Here is a 16,046-nt window from a genome sequence, read left to right on the forward strand (position 1 = left end):
TTGTCAGCGTTTTCTTCTTGACGGACCGCTTCCATATGAATACGCTTATGATAAGTTAAGATCAAGAAATGGTGAGGAAAAATGAATACATTTTATGATGTGCAGCAGCTGTTAAAAACGTTTGGCCACATTGTTTATTTTGGAGACAGAGAGCTTGAAATTGAGTTTATGTTAGATGAATTAAAGGAATTATACATGAACCACATGATTGAAAAGGAGCAGTGGGCCAGAGCGGCAGCTGTCCTTCGAAAAGAATTGGAACAAACAAAAAACGTTAAGAGATTTTTATAAAGGCTAAGGTGATAAAAATGGATGAGATTTGGTTTGCGGGCATTGACCTGGGAGGAACGACGATTAAACTCGCTTTTATTAATCAATATGGTGAAATTCAGCATAAATGGGAAGTCCCGACTGATAAAACCGGCGACACCATTACCGTTACAATTGCAAAAACAATCGACAGCAAGCTGGATGAGCTGCAAAAACCGAAGCACCTCATTAAATACATCGGAATGGGCGCACCGGGTCCTGTAGATATGGCGGCAGGAGTTGTTTATGAAACCGTAAATCTAGGATGGAAAAATTACGCTTTAAAAAACCATTTGGAGACAGAGACCGGCATCCCAGCAGTGATAGAAAATGACGCGAATATTGCTGCGCTCGGGGAAATGTGGAAGGGAGCGGGTGATGGCGCGAAGGACGTCATTCTTGTGACGCTTGGCACAGGAGTTGGCGGCGGCATTATTGCAAATGGTGAAATTGTACATGGCATAAATGGCGCCGGCGGAGAAATCGGCCATATTTGCAGCATCCCTGAAGGCGGAGCGCCTTGCAACTGCGGCAAGACGGGCTGTATCGAAACCATTGCATCGGCAACAGGAATTGTAAGAATTGCAAAAGAAAAAATAGCGAATGCTAAGCAGACGACACGTTTAAAAGCAACTGAACAATTGTCAGCGCGGGATGTGTTTGAAGCGGCTGGTGAAAATGATGAAATTGCCCTTGAGGTGGTTGATTATGTAGCCAAGCACCTTGGTTTGGTGCTCGGAAATTTGGCAAGCTCGCTTAATCCGTCAAAAATCGTTCTTGGCGGCGGCGTATCGAGAGCCGGAGAGCTGCTGAGATCAAAAGTCGAGAAAACATTCCGCAAATGCGCGTTTCCGCGGGCAGCCCAAGCTGCTGATATTTCAATCGCAGCACTTGGAAATGATGCCGGCGTTATTGGAGGCGCTTGGATCGCTAAAAACGAATGGCTAAAACACCAAAATTGTTAAAAATGTGTAAATGAAATTGATTTTTTGTTGTGCTCAGGTTAAGATTTAATTTGATGTGTTAATGAGAATGTTGGGAATTGACTGATTTTTTTGAGCGTGCTGCATAGGAGGTTGAAATGCGAAAAACGTTTTTTTCGAAGATTTCATTTATGCTGATTGCCATTTTATTGATGTGGCTGAAAACGTATGCTGTTTACAAAACCAGTTTTCATATTAAAATCGACAATCTAACACAGGAATTTATTCTGTTTATCAACCCATTGAGTTTTTTGTTGCTTATTTTTGGCCTCAGCCTGTTTTTAAAAGGCAAAAACAGAAATCGTTACATTATCGCGATGAGCTGTCTTGTCACGTTTGTATTGCTGGCTAATATGGTTTTTTACCGTTTTTACAATGATTTCTTAACAATCCCTGTTCTTTTTCAAACGAGCAATATGGGTGATCTCGGAAGCAGCATAGGAACACTTCTTGAACCGACAGACCTCCTATTGGGTGTAGATATTGTGGTTTTAATATGGCTTTACATCCGGCAAAAAGCTTTTCAATCGGACATTCCCTCTACGAAAAATGAACGGGCGGCTTATTTTTTGTTCGTTGCTTCTGTTTATTTCTTCAATCTGGGCTTGTCTGAGGCGGAAAGACCTCAGCTATTGACACGCTCATTTGACAGAGAAATGCTTGTTAAAAACATTAGCCTGTTTAATTTTCATATTTACGACGGTGTTCTTCAGTCAAAGCAATCCGCACAGAGAGCGTTGGCAGATAGCAACAGCCTGACGGAAATTGAAAACTATGTAACCGCTAATGCGAAAGATGCCAACAAAAGCTTATTCGGCGCTGCAAAAGGAAGGAATGTCATTCTCGTATCCTTAGAGTCGACGCAAAGCTTCGTGATTAATGAAAAAGTGAATGGAGAAGAAATCACGCCTTTTCTGAATGACTTTATAAAACAGAGCTACAACTTTAATAATGTTTACCACCAGACAGGCCAGGGGAAAACCTCGGATTCTGAATTTATCGTGGACAATTCACTGTATCCGCTTGGACGAGGTGCCGTGTTTTTTACGAATGCGGGCAATCAATATATGGCAGCTCCTGAAATTTTGAAAAACAGCGGATATTATTCAGCGGTGCTTCACGCTAATAATAAAAGCTTTTGGAATCGTGATTTAATGTACGACTCATTTGGATATGATTCGTTTTTTGATAGTAACTCGTATGATGTTACGGACGAAAATTCAGTCGGCTGGGGACTAAAGGATAAAGAATTTTTTGAGCAGTCTTCAGAGCTGATGAAAAATCTGCCTCAGCCGTTTTACTCGAGGCTGATCACACTGACGAACCACTTCCCATTTGATCTTGATGAAGAGGATCAACTGATTGATGAATATGATTCAAGCAGCCAGACGCTAAATAAGTATTTTCCGACAGTGCGTTATCAGGATGAGGCGCTGAAACGGTTTATCGAAAAGCTGAAGGAAGACGGGTTATACGACAACTCTGTTATTGTATTATACGGTGACCATTATGGTATATCGGAAAACCATAATGAAGCGATGGGGCAGTTTTTAGGAAAAGAAATAACCCCATTTGAAGAGGTGCAGCTCCAAAAAGTGCCGCTTGTCATTCATATTCCGGGTATTACCGATAAAAAGCCGCAAACCATTGAAACAGTAGGCGGGCAGATTGATATCAGGCCGACGCTGATGAATCTTTTAGGAATTGATACGAAAGATCATATTCAATTCGGAAACGATCTGCTTTCGGACGAAAAACTGGATTTTACAGTGCTCCGGGACGGGAGCTTTATCACGGATCAGGTTGTATATACAGACGGTGCGTGTTATGACAAAGAGACGGGAAAACCGTTAGAAGAGACACAACAATGCGAAGCATTTGCTGATAAAGCGAAACAAGAGCTATCACTTTCTGATGAAATCATTTATGGAGATTTGTTGCGATTTTATGATCAGAAAAGGCTGGACAATTCGTCAAAACGGAAAGAAAAACAAATGCTTGATCAAGCATCGTAATTACAATGTCTCCCGCATCAAAGTGAGCGGGAGGCTTTCTTTTTTTAAATGCGCTGTCATATAGTAACAAAAAAGGGGGATGATGATGGCGTTTATTACGGTGAAGCCTGAGATCAAGAACAATTTGTCCAGAGTGGCGAGAGATCTGAAGATAGACGAGGAATTGCTTAGACGTGCAAATTGTATCGCACAGGAACACCAATTGTATTGCCCTGGTTATGTGATAGAAGAGCATAGTGGCAAAGAGCTTCAAACCATACAGGACATAAAGCGTTTTTTACAGCCTCGGCAGCTGGACTTTTCTGATAACTGGATTGAGCAAGAGAAAATCTACGATGATTCAGCTGTTGAAGAGGAAATAAAGAAGATCATTGATGTGTTTCCGTTTGTCTCATGCAGGGAAATTGGCCGTTCTGTACTCGGAAGGCCTATCTGGGAGCTGAAGGCTGGTGGGGAGCATACCGTAAAAAAGGTCCATATGAATGCATCATTTCATGCGAATGAGTGGATTACTACGTCTGTCCTGCTAAAATGGTTTAAGGAATACTGTATGTCATTATGCCGCAACTCGCCCTTCTTCGGCTTTTCTCCCATACAGCTGTTTAGCAGTACATCCTTATCCCTCGTTCCTCTTGTCAATCCGGATGGCGTTGATCTTGTCTTAAACGGATCAGAAGTTATGGGAGCCAGAAGAGATGAGCTCGAAAGGCTAAATGAACATCGTCCGAATTTTAATGAATGGAAGGCGAACATAAACGGGGTTGATTTAAATAAGCAATTCCCTTCGTTATGGGAAATTGAAAAATACCGAAAACCGACAGCACCCAGCTACCGCGATTTTCCGGGAATCTCTCCGCTTACAGAGCCGGAATCCATTGCGATGTACCGGCTGATAACGGAGAATCCGCCTGACAGACTGCTGGCTCTCCATACTCAAGGGGAAGAAATTTATTGGGGCTATAAAGGCCTTGAGCCTGAAGAATCTGCCGCTGTTATAAAGGATTTTGAGGAGATAAGCGGGAACATTTATAAGGGAGTAAGGGATATAGACAGCTACGCGGGATTTCGCGATTGGTTTATTCACCACTATTTTAAAGAAGGGTACACGGTGGAACTTGGAAAAGGCCGAAATCCTTTGCCGTTTCAGCAGTTTTCACATATATATAACGCCACAAACGGCATCTTGTGGAGAGCGTTATTTTTTCATGAGTAACTAAAACTTTTTCTTTTTTCTGCCGAAGCAAATATGAGACAATAAAGAGGATCGGAGGGGAAGGCTGATGAGATCAGTTTGTTTCATTCTGCTGTCTGCATTGCTGTTTAGTTTATCGGCATGCGAACCATCTCATCAGCAGCAAAAACAGGCATCGGCGGCAAAAGATGAGGAAAAAGATATCATACCGCTTTCCGCGGAAAAAGCGGACGGTGCGGAAGGCTGGCTGAATAACAGCACCATTTTATATACTGCGTCTAATCCGACGAAAACAGAGCTTTTTGCGTACCGTATCTTTACAGGCAAAGCGAAAAAGCTCTATCAAACGGATGGTCAAATCGTTGATGTTCAAATCAATGCGAGGGAGCAGATGATTCTGCTGCAAATCACACATAGCCAAAAGACAGCAGTGGTTTTGCTTAATTCAGAAGGAGAGCCGCTTTACGAAAAAGATTACGAAACATATGAACTGGAGGCTGCTTGGAATCAGTATGATCCTTATCAAATAATGGTGACGGAATTCAGTGAAAACTGGGATTTCCATACATATCAGGTGAATGCTAAAAAAGATGAGTCTTTCTTAAGTCCGGTACAGGTTCCGTTCATTCATTGGACATCCAAAAATACATTTGATTATGTAAAAGAGGGAAGAGACGAAAAAACAGGGCCTTTATATACGTTTAATACAGCCTCTAAGACGGAGCAAAAGCTTGAGGATAACGTTCTGTTCTTCGATTCTTTCCATCAAATGAGTTTTACTGTGAAGTCAGCTTCCGGAGAGAAAGGGACGTATCAGTTTGAAACGCCGCATACAAAATCACCTGTTACAGTGAAATGGCCGCTCCAAACGAAATATACAAGTTTGGCTCCAATGGAGTATGACTATGATGAAGCGGGAGGCCTGTTTTATACGTTCAAACAAAGCGGTGATGCTTATAAGCTTGCTGCAATCAATGTGGCATCGGGTGAGACAAAAGATCTTGTCTCTCTGCGGGAAATGGAGCCGATTCAAATATCTCCGAACGGGAAATATGCGTTATACGGCTTTCATTTTGAGCAAATCATTTTATTGAAATCACATAAAACGAAGCAACTCATTATTGATCAAAAGGAGATGGAGTAACGATGGCTATCGCAGATGTGACCATTATCCCAATCGGTACGGAAACACCCAGTGTCAGTGCTTACGTGGCCGATGTGCAAAAGATTTTAGAAGGATATCAAGCTGAAGGGAAAATCAAATATCAGCTGACACCGATGAATACGCTGATTGAAGGTGAACTCAGTGACCTTTTCACAGTCATTCAGGCGATTCACGAAGCGCCATTTCAAAAAGGATTGCACAGAGTGGCAACGAATATCCGCATTGATGACAGACGTGACAAAAAAACGACGCTTGAGAGCAAAATAGAAAGTGTCAATAAACATTTACAGCCATAAAAATAAACCTGTATCCCATCGGATACAGGTTTTAATGTGCGGTTGGATAGCCGCTGTTTATGACGGTCATCACGGTAAACCAGCCAAAGACAAATAAGGTGGCGCCGGCTAATAAAAACCCGAGTATATTTTTATTTCTAACAGAACGCAAGACTCCCCATAAAGCGAAAAGAGCGACAAGGCCGAAAATCACGACAAGTAACATAACACAGCCCCCTTTACATTGAAAAACCTGCAATTCTTTCCAGTTTTATTCTACCTGTTTTTTATAGGTTTGTCGATAGCGTTTTCATTGCGATTGTTTGAATCTTTTTTTAAAAACCCTCATAATAAGAGCATAAAAAAGAAAGAGGTGATAATAGTGAAATGGAGACGAATGCCAGTAGGGCCGATTCAAGCGAACGCATATTTTCTCATCAGCGATGATCAATGCCTGATTTTTGATCCGGGCGGCGAGGGACATAAAATCAATCAATACATAAAAGAAAAAGGGCTGACGCCTTTAGCCATTTTGCTTACACATGCCCATTTTGACCACATTGGGGCGCTTGATGAAGTGAGAGAAAAATGGGATATTCCTGTTTACTTACATCAAAATGAAAAAAATTGGCTTACGGATGCCTCTCTAAACGGCTCCGGCATGCTGCGAGGGATAGAGGTTACAGCTAAGCCTGCAGATCATCTGATTGAAGGCGACGGTGAGTTGAATATCGGGCCGTTTCATTTGGAAACATTATTTACGCCGGGACATTCACCAGGCAGTGTGTCTTACTATGTGAAAGACGCAGACCTGGTCATCTCCGGAGATGTCCTGTTTCAAGGCGGTATAGGGCGTACGGATTTAATAGGCGGCGATCAAGAGACGCTGTTGACATCCATTCATGAAAAACTGCTTACGCTGCCGGAACATACGCTGGTGTTAAGCGGCCATGGACCTGAAACAGACGTACTGACTGAGCAGGATCAAAATCCGTTTTTAAATGGGTTTTCATTGTAAAAAAAGAGACAAACCGATAAGGTTTGTCTCTTTTTGCATTTAATGGCCTCCGCCGCCGGGCACCATAATAAAAATCGAGTAATATGTAAAGCCGGCGAAGAAAATCGTTAAATAAGCGCCAAAAATATAAATATACATGCGTTCAGTTAAGTTCAAATACGATAGGAACACAAATAAAATCGTCTGTCCAAAAAATAAAAGGGAAGCATCTTTCATATCACCTAAATAAAACATGACTGCAAAAATTCCCGTCCAAAATCCTAACACCCGGAACATGCGATTCATTTTTTATCCCCTCCCGAGAGTCCCTCTGACTGTTATTATAATAGATCACACCTAGAAATGTAAACATTTTCATGATTAATATACATATGGAATTTGTCCTTTTGATTGCGTTCTCTATTGTATGAATATTTTTTAAAAAATAATCCGAAAAAAGTTCTGTAAATGGTTTAAATGAAAAATGATCCGGGTAGTTATTCTACAAAGAGATGGTTAACTGAGGAGGAAAATAAACAATGGAACAACAATTAACTTTTTACTCATACCCAAGCTGCACGTCATGCCGAAAAACAAAACATTGGCTTAAAGCACATCAAATTGAATTTAACGAACGGCACTTATTCAGAGAAACCCCAACAATAGATGAATTAAAGTACATCTTATCGTTAACGACAGAAGGAATTGATGAAATTTTAGCGACACGAAGCCAGACCTTCAAAAATTTAAATTTAAACATCGAAGAAATGACGGTAAATGAGGTGCTGGAACTTTTAATCGAGAAGCCAAAGCTTTTGCGACGCCCAATTCTAGTGGATAACAAAAAGCTGGTGATCGGTTACAATCCGGGAGAACTGTTGAAATTATCAAAGAAGAAAACGGTTCATCAATCTGCATGATGAAAAACCGAAGATCCGCTGATTTATACGAATCAGCTTATCTTCGGTTTTTCACCTGTTCAGAAACTGGGCTAGCTGGATTCGAACCAACGATCACGGAGTCAAAGTCCATTGCCTTACCGCTTGGCTATAGCCCATTGAATGTAAACATAGTATGTGTAAAGGCAGATGCGTTATACATATAAAGCATAATTTTCAAAAACAGGAGGTAACTCATTAAGATGGCAGCTCTTGATCAGCATTTAACAGAGCACAAAGAAGATATCACGCAACAATGGCTGGAAGTTTGTACGTCAAAAGGCAGCTGGCTGTATTCGGCGAAAGATCAGCAAAAACTAGCACAAAAGTTAAAAGACCAACATGAATTATTGGTGACCATCGTAGCAAAATCCCTTGGAAAAGAAGACGTAACGGAGGAGCTCAATCGATGGTCTCTTCAATGCGCCAGAGACCGTGCCGTTCATGAAGTGACGGTAACAGAAAGTGTCGGCCAGTTTAACGCCTTCAGGCACATTATGTTTGAATGGATTCAAAAATTCAGCGAAGCTTCTTCTCATGAAATCAGCATTCAGGATTTTTATGAATGGAGCCGGATCTTGAATCAAAACATTGATAGGATCATCGAAGTGTTTACGGAGGAATATCATCAGGTGACCATAATACAATTAAACGCGCAAAAAGAAATGATTAATGAATTGAGTGCGCCGATTATGCCGATTACTGAGGGAATAGGGATTCTTCCGCTTGTCGGTGAAATTGATACCTACAGAGCGAGGACGATTTTGGAGTCGGTGCTGGAGCAGTGCTCAGCGTTAAAGCTCTCCTATTTATTTTTAGATATTTCTGGCGTTCCTATCGTTGATACCATGGTGGCCTATCAAATTTTTAAAGTGATTGACAGTACCAAATTGCTCGGGATTGAGACGATTATTTCAGGAATCAGGCCGGAAATTGCCCAAACTGTCGTGAAGCTGGGTCTGGATTTTTCGAATGTGAAAACCGAGCAAAGTCTTGCTAAAGCTCTGGCCAATAAAGGATTTAAAATAAAAGAGTGTTGATGCTTTTGCCATTCATTCTGAAAGTAGAAGCTGAACAGCCTTTCTCAGGCTATTCAGCTTTTTTTACTTCTATAAATAAAATGTGATGGCTGTCGATGTCTTTTACCTTAAAAGAGTAGCCGTCATATTCGATGACACTTTCAGGCTCAGCGTCTATGTTTTGTGTCAGAAACCAGCCGCCCAAGGTGTCTACTTCCGCGTCTGATAAATCTGTACCAAGCAGGCTGTTGACGTCGGTGATTAATAATTTTGCATTTAATAAATAGTGATCCTTTCCAAGTTCGCGTATATGAGGCACTTCATCCGCATCAAATTCATCACGGATTTCTCCTACAATTTCTTCGATAATATCCTCGACAGTGACCAAACCGGAAGTCCCGCCGTATTCATCTATTAGGATCGCCATATGAGTGCGTTCCTTTTGCATTTTCAGCAGTAGTTTATAAATAGGAATCGTCTCAATGACATGGATAACAGGCTGAACGAAAGGTTCAATTTGATGCTTTTTGAGTGAAAAATCTTTCGTCAGCATGGAAAACAACACTTCTTTCATATTGATCACGCCAATGACGTTATCTTTATCCTCTCTTACAACTGGATACCGCGTATATTTTGTTTGCTTGACTGTTTCCTGAAGATTTGAAATTGAGCCTTCATCTAGTGATAAACTGACCATTTCATTTCGCGGCACCATAATTTCCTTTGCCATTCGTTTATCAAAGGTGAAGATATTATTCATGTACTTTAATTCACTTTTTCTGATCTCACCGCTTTTATAGCTTTCAGCCAATAGGACCCGCAGCTCTTCTTCTGTATATGCCAGTTCATGCTCTGATGCCGGTTTCAGTCCGAACACTCCTGTAATCAATCGGGCTGAGTGGTTCAGCAGCCAAATGAATGGAAACATGATCTTATAAAACCAAATAAGCGGTTTAGCGAACAATAAGGTAATGCTCTCTGCCTTTTGAATGGCGAAACTCTTTGGCGCCAGCTCCCCAATCACGACATTTAAATACGTAACCGCTAAAAACGCGATGACGAGTGAAAGTAGGTGTGTAAGCGATTCATTTAAGCCTGCTTTATGAAAAAGCGGCCGAAGCAGCGTTTGCACCGTCGGCTCTCCAAGCCATCCCAATCCTAAAGCTGCGACTGTGATGCCCAGCTGACAGGCTGATAAATATTCATCAAGGTGAGTGATGACATGCTTTGCCGCTTTAGCACCTTTCTTTCCTTTTGCGACAAGCTGATCAATTCTGGATCGCCGCACTTTTACAATTGAAAATTCTATGGCGACAAAAAATCCTGTTAACAAAATGAGAATAGCGACTGCTAGTAAATTGACAAATTCCAAAACAACTGCCTTCTCCAAGGAAGGCATGCACCTCCCTTTTCCGATGTCTTTCTTCATTCCATACCACCGGAAAATGCTCACAAAACATGGTTAAAGCCGCACAATGGTTTAGTGACGCCGTTATTGGGCAATTAAAGTATAAAGAACAAAAGTTTGGAGGAGCTTGACATGAAGGCACATACGGGAAAAGATTGGTTTTGGTACCAAATGGGGCCTCAGGAAAGAAGTAAAGCAAGGGATCTCATTCACTTTTCTCACTGGTCTCAGTGTGAAAAGTGGTTTGAAAATAACCATCACGTTAATTTTTTGCGAGTAGATACAGCTGAAACGGACAATGAAGCGGTATTTGGGTCGATTGTTTATGATCAGGGGCTTGGTGAAGAAAAAGACCATACTGTTTTTCACTTTTATATCACAAGGCAATATTTTTTTACAATCAACTTTGACTTTGCGATTTTGAGAGAGATTAAAGGAAAAGAAGTTGTCCGGCAAATGGAAAGAGCGGACAATGCGATAGAGGGGTTTTTAATTCTTCTCGGCGAACTAATGAATGCGTATTTAATCGGTGTCGATGAATTTGAAGTAAAGCTGAGAAAGTTGCGATGGCAAATTAAAGATGACAATAGCAAAAGCATTTTAAACCGTGTCCATCTCCTGCGCCATGAACTGATGATTTGGAAAAATTTAATATTAAGCGCCAAAAAAATTGAAATGGCATTGAAAGAAACCTTTTTACCTCAAGATGAAGGGAAAAAGGATTATCAGCGGACACATCAGAAAATTGACAGAGGATTTACATACATCAGCGAATTTGAAGGGGAGCTGAACAATCTGCTGCATTCAGAGGAAGTCATTACCTCACACAGGGGGAATGAAATTGTAAAAGCATTGACCATTTTCACGACGCTATTTACGCCGATTACAGCTCTGGGCGCCTTATGGGGAATGAACTTTTCAGTAATGCCGGAGCTGAATTGGAAATATGGCTACCTCTTTTCTCTCTTATTGATTGTCACATCTACGGTTCTGATCTACCTATATTTGAGGAAAAAAGGCTGGACGGGAGATATGCTGCAGGAGCGGAAGAAGAAAAGGAAATCTCGAAAAAGGCGGACCTTATAAGATGTTTCATATTTTGTGCAGTGGATAAAGAATAAATAGAACACGGTAAAGGAGGAATGAACATGAAAATAAGAGACATCATGACGAAGAATGTAGAATGCTGTGAGCCAAACGCTTCAATCACGGAACTAGCGAAAAAGATGAGAGACTCCAATGTCGGTTCTATTCCAATCTGTGAAAATGGCACGCTTCAGGGGATTGTATCTGATCGGGATATTGTGACGAGATGCTTAGCTGAAAATCAGATGGATGCAAAAGCAAGTGACATCATGAGCACTGACCTCGTATCGGGCCACCCTGATATGTCTGCTGAAGAAGCGGGGCAGCTTATGGCTGAGCATCAAATCCGCCGTTTACCGATCCTTGAAAATGGGCACATTACCGGTATCGTTGCCTTAGGCGATCTTTCTGTTGAGAAAGATACTGATCAAAAAGCCGGAGAAGCATTAAGTGAAATTTCTAAAACAGCATAATGAAAATGGAATGAAGCAGGCATGGTGACCATGTCTGCTTTTTTATATTGGGAAAATAATAATGAAAGGGGTACATTCCAGTTGAAAGTCTTTTTTCTGCCAGCAGGAATTGATTTTTCAGTATATAACGCCTTCACGAAATCACGTTTTTCCTGTTTGATTACCGCCTCTTCTTTTTCTACAATACGCATGGAAAGGAGAGGGAATCAAATTGGATTCAATAGAAAAGATAAGCAAAAACTTGATTGAAGAGGCATATCTAACAAAGGCTTCTGATATTCACATCGTGCCGAGGGAGCGAGACGCTATCATTCATTTTCGGGTCGATCATGCCTTGCTGAAAAAAAGGAACATGAAAAAAGAAGAGTGCGTAAGACTGATTTCACATTTTAAATTTCTTTCTGCAATGGACATAGGGGAAAGGCGAAAGCCGCAAAACGGTTCGCTTACGTTAAAGCTGAAAGAGGGAAATGTTCATTTAAGAATGTCAACGCTTCCCACAATTAATGAAGAAAGCCTCGTGATCAGAGTGATGCCTCAATACAATATCCCTTCGATTGATAAACTGTCGTTATTTCCAAAGACAGGAGCCACATTACTCTCATTTTTAAAACATTCCCATGGCATGCTCATTTTTACCGGGCCGACTGGTTCAGGGAAGACTACCACATTATACTCTCTGGTTCAATACGCAAAAAAACACTTTAATCGAAATATTGTTACATTAGAGGACCCTGTTGAAACTAGGGACGAAGACGTTCTTCAGGTTCAGGTGAATGAAAAAGCCGGTGTAACTTATTCCGCAGGTCTGAAGGCAATTTTGCGCCATGACCCCGATATGATTATTTTAGGTGAGATCAGAGATGCGGAAACAGCTGAAATTGCGGTGCGGGCAGCGATGACGGGACATCTGGTACTGACGAGCCTTCATACGAGAGACGCAAAGGGCGCAATTTACAGGCTGCTTGAATTCGGTATCAATATGAATGAAATTGAACAGACCGTCATTGCAATAGCGGCTCAGCGCTTGGTTGATTTGGCTTGTCCATTTTGTGAAAACGGATGTTCATCAGTATATTGCCGTCAGTCACGAAATACCAGAAGAGCTAGCGTTTATGAGCTTCTTTATGGGAAAAACCTTCAGCAATGTATACAGGAGGCCAAAGGAAATCATGCAAATTACCAATATCAAACGCTTCGTCAAATTATCAGAAAAGGAATTGCGCTCGGCTATTTAACGACAAACAACTATGACCGGTGGGTTTATCATGAAAAAGATTAGAAAAACCTGGCCGTTAAAGGATCAGGCCCTGTTATTAAAGCGGCTCGGAGAAATGACGGCAAGCGGATATACACTTCTGGATGGATTGCGCCTGATGGAACTTCAGATGAATAAGAGGCAGTCAGCTGACTTGACTGACACGGTCACTCGTTTGAGGGAAGGAGCTCCGTTTTATCAAGTATTAAAGCGTTTGTCATTTCATAAGGAAGCTGTAGGTATTTGTTATTTTGCTGAAACACATGGTGAACTGCCTGCTTCCATGATCCAGAGCGGAGAGCTGCTTGAACGAAAAATTGCACAGGCAGACCAGCTGAAAAGGGTGCTGCGCTATCCGCTTTTCCTCATCTTCACCGTTGCTGTCATGTTTTATATGTTACAGTCCATCATCATTCCTCAATTTTCCGGTATCTATCAATCGATGAATATGGAAACCTCACGTTCAACCGATATGCTTTTTGCTTTTTTTCAGCATATTGATCTTGTGATCATTTTGCTGATTCTTTTTTCAGCTGGTATCGGGATTTATTATGGGTTTGTGTTTAAGAAAAAATCACCTGCCCGGAAAATGCTTTTTTGTGTCAGGATTCCTTTTGTCGGAATGCTTGTCAGACTGTTTAACAGCTACTTTTTTTCTTTGCAGCTAAGCAGCCTTTTAAAATCAGGCCTCTCAATTTATGACAGCCTACATGCATTTAAACATCAAACGTTTCTCCCTTTCTACCGCTGCGAGGCAGAACACGTGATTGAACGGCTAAAAGCCGGTGAATCAATTGAAGCGGCTATTTGTGGGAGCCCTTTTTTTGAAACTGATTTTTCAAAAGTCATATCCCATGGCCAGCTGAGCGGCCGTCTAGATCGTGAGCTTTTCACATACAGCCAGTTCATATTGCAGCGGCTGGAACATAAAGCGCAAAAATGGACAGGCATCCTTCAGCCGATGATTTACGGATTTGTTGCTGCAATGATCTTACTTGTGTATTTATCTATGCTTTTGCCTATGTATCAGATGATGAATCAAATGTGAAAGGAAGAGGCTGATGAATGAAAAAGGATTTACACTTGTTGAAATGTTGATCGTGCTCTTCATTATTTCGATATTGCTTTTAATTACAATACCGAACGTGACAAAACATAATCAAACCATTCAAAAAAAGGGCTGTGAAGGCTTACAAAACATGGTTAAAGCACAAATGACTGCTTTTGAGCTTGATCATGAAGGACAAACTCCGAGCCTTGCCGATTTGCAGTCAGAGGGCTATGTGAAAAAGGATGCTGTCTGTCCAAATGGGAAGCGCATTATCATCACTGGCGGAGAAGTTAAGGTTGAACATTAAATTAAACGAGGAGGAGGGGTTTACCCTTTTAGAAAGTTTGCTTGTGTTAAGCATTACCTCTATCCTCCTAATTGCCGTCTTCACCACACTTCCTCCTGCTTATGACAATACAGCTGTCCGACAGGCAGCATGGCAGATGAAAAATGATATGATGCTCGCACAGCAGACTGCGATTTCCAGTCAACAAAGAACAAAAATTCTCTTTCACAAAAAAGAATATCAATTAGTCATGGGTGATACGGTAATTAAACGTCCTTATGCAACGGGACTTTCTATAAAACCGCTGACATTAAAAGACCGTTTGGAATTTAATGAGAAAGGGCACCCGAATGCAGGCGGGAAAATACAAGTAAAAGGCTATGCGACTTATGACATAACAGTTTATTTAGGGAGCGGGAGAGTCAATGTGGATAGGAAGTAAAGGTTTTTCTACAATAGAAACAATGTCTGCGCTAAGCCTATGGCTGTTTGTGCTGCTGACAGTTGTTCCCTTGTGGGACAAGCTGATAGCTGATGAAAATATGGCGGAATCACGAGAAATCGGTTATCAGATGATGAATGAGAGCATTAGCAAATATGTCATGACTGGTGAAGGAGCCGCTTCAAAAACGTTGACAAAGAACAACCAGACCTATGCTATGACGTGGGAGGAGGAGGGCGAATATCAAAACGTATGTATCTCAGCGGCAGCTTATAAAGAGAAATCATTTTGCCTCAGCATTCTGCAGACAGAATGGCTACACGCTTCTTAACGTATTATTTTCTCTCTCTGTCTTTTTGCTCATATCAGGATCGTTAGCGACGATTTTCCATCTGTTTTTATCTCGACAGCAGGAGCATGGCGGTTTCACACAGCAAGAATGGATGATTTCGATAGAACAGATGATGAATGAATGCAAGGAGTCACAGGCAGTTAAGACAGCCGAGCATGGGAGCGTTTTAATTTGCACCAACCTTTCCGGGCAAGACATCCGTTTTGAAGTTTATCATTCTATGGTAAGAAAAAGAGTGGATGGCAAAGGGCATGTTCCCATTTTAGATCATATTACAGCTATGAAAGCTGATATTGAAAATGGTGTTGTTTTGCTGAAAATTGAGAGTGAGAAAAAAGTGTATCAAACTTCTTTTCCGGTTTATTCGTATTTAGGAGGAGGGTGAATGTACCGTACGAGAGGGTTTATTTATCCAGCAGTTCTTTTTGTGTCAGCGCTTGTGCTGTTAATCGTGAACTTTACTGCTGCTCAATATATTTCACGCTGCATGTTTGAGAAGGAAACGAAAGAGTTATATACAGGAGAGAATTTGCTTCAGAATGGTGCGCTTCTTTCAATTCGGCATGTCCTTGAGCAACAGAAAGGGCAGAAGGGTACGCAGCAATTTCCATATGGACAGGTTTTTTATTATATTCACGATACATCAATAAAAGAGCAAAAAGAAATCAACTTAAAAGTGTTGACGGAGTCGGGAACAGAAAGAACTGCACTGATCGTGTTTGATCAAAAACAGAAAAAAATGCTGAGCTGGATAGAATAAAGCAGTGGAAAGGGTATAAAAAAAGTCATATGAGACA

Annotated in this window: 20 protein-coding genes, 1 tRNA gene and 1 pseudogene; 18 read left to right on the plus strand and 4 right to left on the minus strand. The window is 41.2% G+C overall.

Features of this window, described 5'->3' with window-relative positions; all coding sequences use genetic code 11:
- Positions 1 to 81 precede the first annotated feature (81 nt).
- The 6 genes and pseudogenes from ACQXR1_RS05640 (at position 82) to ACQXR1_RS05665 (ending at position 5,960) form a co-directional block, all read left to right on the plus strand.
- A pseudogene (locus tag ACQXR1_RS05640) lies at positions 82 to 298 on the plus strand (YqgQ family protein).
- 10 nt (positions 299 to 308) lie between these two features.
- The gene (glcK, locus tag ACQXR1_RS05645) at positions 309 to 1,274 is read left to right on the plus strand and encodes a glucose kinase GlcK (protein ID WP_014664607.1); all 966 of its coding nucleotides are present in this window, start codon (positions 309 to 311) and stop codon (positions 1,272 to 1,274) included.
- Positions 1,275 to 1,390: 116 nt separating this feature from the next.
- Positions 1,391 to 3,307: an LTA synthase family protein gene (locus tag ACQXR1_RS05650; RefSeq protein WP_326273291.1), complete on the plus strand. Its 1,917-nt coding sequence runs from the start codon at positions 1,391 to 1,393 to the stop codon at positions 3,305 to 3,307.
- A gap of 82 nt (positions 3,308 to 3,389) precedes the next feature.
- Positions 3,390 to 4,520, plus strand: a complete 1,131-nt coding sequence (locus tag ACQXR1_RS05655; protein ID WP_418657143.1) for a M14 family metallopeptidase — start codon at positions 3,390 to 3,392, stop codon at positions 4,518 to 4,520.
- Between the two features lie 67 nt (positions 4,521 to 4,587).
- Positions 4,588 to 5,643, plus strand: a complete 1,056-nt coding sequence (locus tag ACQXR1_RS05660) for a hypothetical protein (protein ID WP_071581441.1) — start codon at positions 4,588 to 4,590, stop codon at positions 5,641 to 5,643.
- 2 nt (positions 5,644 to 5,645) lie between these two features.
- Positions 5,646 to 5,960 carry an MTH1187 family thiamine-binding protein gene (locus tag ACQXR1_RS05665; protein ID WP_014664603.1) on the plus strand — a complete coding sequence of 105 codons (315 nt, stop codon included), beginning with the start codon at positions 5,646 to 5,648 and terminating at the stop codon, positions 5,958 to 5,960.
- A gap of 31 nt (positions 5,961 to 5,991) precedes the next feature.
- Here the strand turns inward: ACQXR1_RS05665 and ACQXR1_RS05670 are convergent, their stop codons facing one another.
- The gene (locus tag ACQXR1_RS05670; RefSeq protein WP_003230141.1) at positions 5,992 to 6,165 is read right to left on the minus strand and encodes a DUF2759 domain-containing protein; all 174 of its coding nucleotides are present in this window, start codon (positions 6,163 to 6,165) and stop codon (positions 5,992 to 5,994) included.
- A 156-nt stretch (positions 6,166 to 6,321) separates the two neighbouring features.
- Here ACQXR1_RS05670 and ACQXR1_RS05675 point away from each other — a divergent pair, with 156 nt between their 5' ends.
- Positions 6,322 to 6,957, plus strand: a complete 636-nt coding sequence (locus tag ACQXR1_RS05675) for an MBL fold metallo-hydrolase (RefSeq protein ID WP_014480263.1) — start codon at positions 6,322 to 6,324, stop codon at positions 6,955 to 6,957.
- 39 nt (positions 6,958 to 6,996) lie between these two features.
- Here the strand turns inward: ACQXR1_RS05675 and ACQXR1_RS05680 are convergent, their stop codons facing one another.
- Positions 6,997 to 7,242: a DUF2626 domain-containing protein gene (locus ACQXR1_RS05680; protein WP_003226300.1), complete on the minus strand. Its 246-nt coding sequence runs from the start codon at positions 7,240 to 7,242 to the stop codon at positions 6,997 to 6,999.
- Between the two features lie 233 nt (positions 7,243 to 7,475).
- Here ACQXR1_RS05680 and mgsR point away from each other — a divergent pair, with 233 nt between their 5' ends.
- The gene (gene mgsR / locus ACQXR1_RS05685) at positions 7,476 to 7,856 is read left to right on the plus strand and encodes a transcriptional regulator MgsR (protein WP_014664601.1); all 381 of its coding nucleotides are present in this window, start codon (positions 7,476 to 7,478) and stop codon (positions 7,854 to 7,856) included.
- Positions 7,857 to 7,922: 66 nt separating this feature from the next.
- Here mgsR and ACQXR1_RS05690 read toward each other — a convergent pair.
- Positions 7,923 to 7,993 (minus strand) — tRNA-Gln (locus ACQXR1_RS05690).
- 84 nt (positions 7,994 to 8,077) lie between these two features.
- Here ACQXR1_RS05690 and ACQXR1_RS05695 point away from each other — a divergent pair.
- Positions 8,078 to 8,914, plus strand: coding sequence for an STAS domain-containing protein (locus tag ACQXR1_RS05695; RefSeq protein WP_071581440.1), 837 nt, complete (start codon positions 8,078 to 8,080; stop codon positions 8,912 to 8,914).
- A 49-nt stretch (positions 8,915 to 8,963) separates the two neighbouring features.
- On the opposite strand, the gene ACQXR1_RS05700 is transcribed toward ACQXR1_RS05695, so the two are convergent.
- Positions 8,964 to 10,292, minus strand: a complete 1,329-nt coding sequence (locus ACQXR1_RS05700) for a hemolysin family protein (RefSeq protein WP_040083766.1) — start codon at positions 10,290 to 10,292, stop codon at positions 8,964 to 8,966.
- A 141-nt stretch (positions 10,293 to 10,433) separates the two neighbouring features.
- On the opposite strand from ACQXR1_RS05700, the gene corA reads away from it, so the two are divergent.
- From corA to comGG, 9 genes are all read left to right on the plus strand, one after another.
- Positions 10,434 to 11,387, plus strand: a complete 954-nt coding sequence (gene corA / locus ACQXR1_RS05705; protein WP_430771841.1) for a magnesium transporter CorA — start codon at positions 10,434 to 10,436, stop codon at positions 11,385 to 11,387.
- Positions 11,388 to 11,449: 62 nt separating this feature from the next.
- Positions 11,450 to 11,860: a CBS domain-containing protein gene (locus ACQXR1_RS05710; RefSeq protein WP_168781104.1), complete on the plus strand. Its 411-nt coding sequence runs from the start codon at positions 11,450 to 11,452 to the stop codon at positions 11,858 to 11,860.
- A gap of 211 nt (positions 11,861 to 12,071) precedes the next feature.
- Positions 12,072 to 13,142 carry a competence protein ComGA gene (comGA, locus tag ACQXR1_RS05715; RefSeq protein WP_095431688.1) on the plus strand — a complete coding sequence of 357 codons (1,071 nt, stop codon included), beginning with the start codon at positions 12,072 to 12,074 and terminating at the stop codon, positions 13,140 to 13,142.
- Entirely contained in the window at positions 13,129 to 14,166 is a 1,038-nt protein-coding gene (gene comGB, locus ACQXR1_RS05720) for a competence type IV pilus assembly protein ComGB (RefSeq protein ID WP_430771842.1), read from the plus strand. Before comGA ends, comGB begins: the two co-directional genes overlap by 14 nt.
- A 13-nt stretch (positions 14,167 to 14,179) precedes the next feature.
- Entirely contained in the window at positions 14,180 to 14,476 is a 297-nt protein-coding gene (gene comGC, locus ACQXR1_RS05725; protein WP_003230162.1) for a comG operon protein ComGC, read from the plus strand.
- Positions 14,466 to 14,897, plus strand: a complete 432-nt coding sequence (gene comGD, locus ACQXR1_RS05730) for a competence type IV pilus minor pilin ComGD (RefSeq protein ID WP_151257320.1) — start codon at positions 14,466 to 14,468, stop codon at positions 14,895 to 14,897. The genes comGC and comGD overlap by 11 nt, the downstream gene beginning before the upstream one ends.
- Positions 14,881 to 15,228: a competence type IV pilus minor pilin ComGE gene (gene comGE / locus ACQXR1_RS05735; RefSeq protein WP_151257321.1), complete on the plus strand. Its 348-nt coding sequence runs from the start codon at positions 14,881 to 14,883 to the stop codon at positions 15,226 to 15,228. Before comGD ends, comGE begins: the two co-directional genes overlap by 17 nt.
- A 25-nt stretch (positions 15,229 to 15,253) precedes the next feature.
- Positions 15,254 to 15,634: a ComGF family competence protein gene (locus tag ACQXR1_RS05740; RefSeq protein ID WP_014664591.1), complete on the plus strand. Its 381-nt coding sequence runs from the start codon at positions 15,254 to 15,256 to the stop codon at positions 15,632 to 15,634.
- Positions 15,635 to 16,009: a competence type IV pilus minor pilin ComGG gene (gene comGG, locus ACQXR1_RS05745; RefSeq protein WP_243572238.1), complete on the plus strand. Its 375-nt coding sequence runs from the start codon at positions 15,635 to 15,637 to the stop codon at positions 16,007 to 16,009.
- Positions 16,010 to 16,046 lie beyond the last annotated feature (37 nt).

It is taken from the genome of Bacillus sp. ATD, from assembly GCF_050585765.1.
Classification (GTDB): Bacteria; Bacillota; Bacilli; order Bacillales; family Bacillaceae; genus Bacillus; species Bacillus stercoris.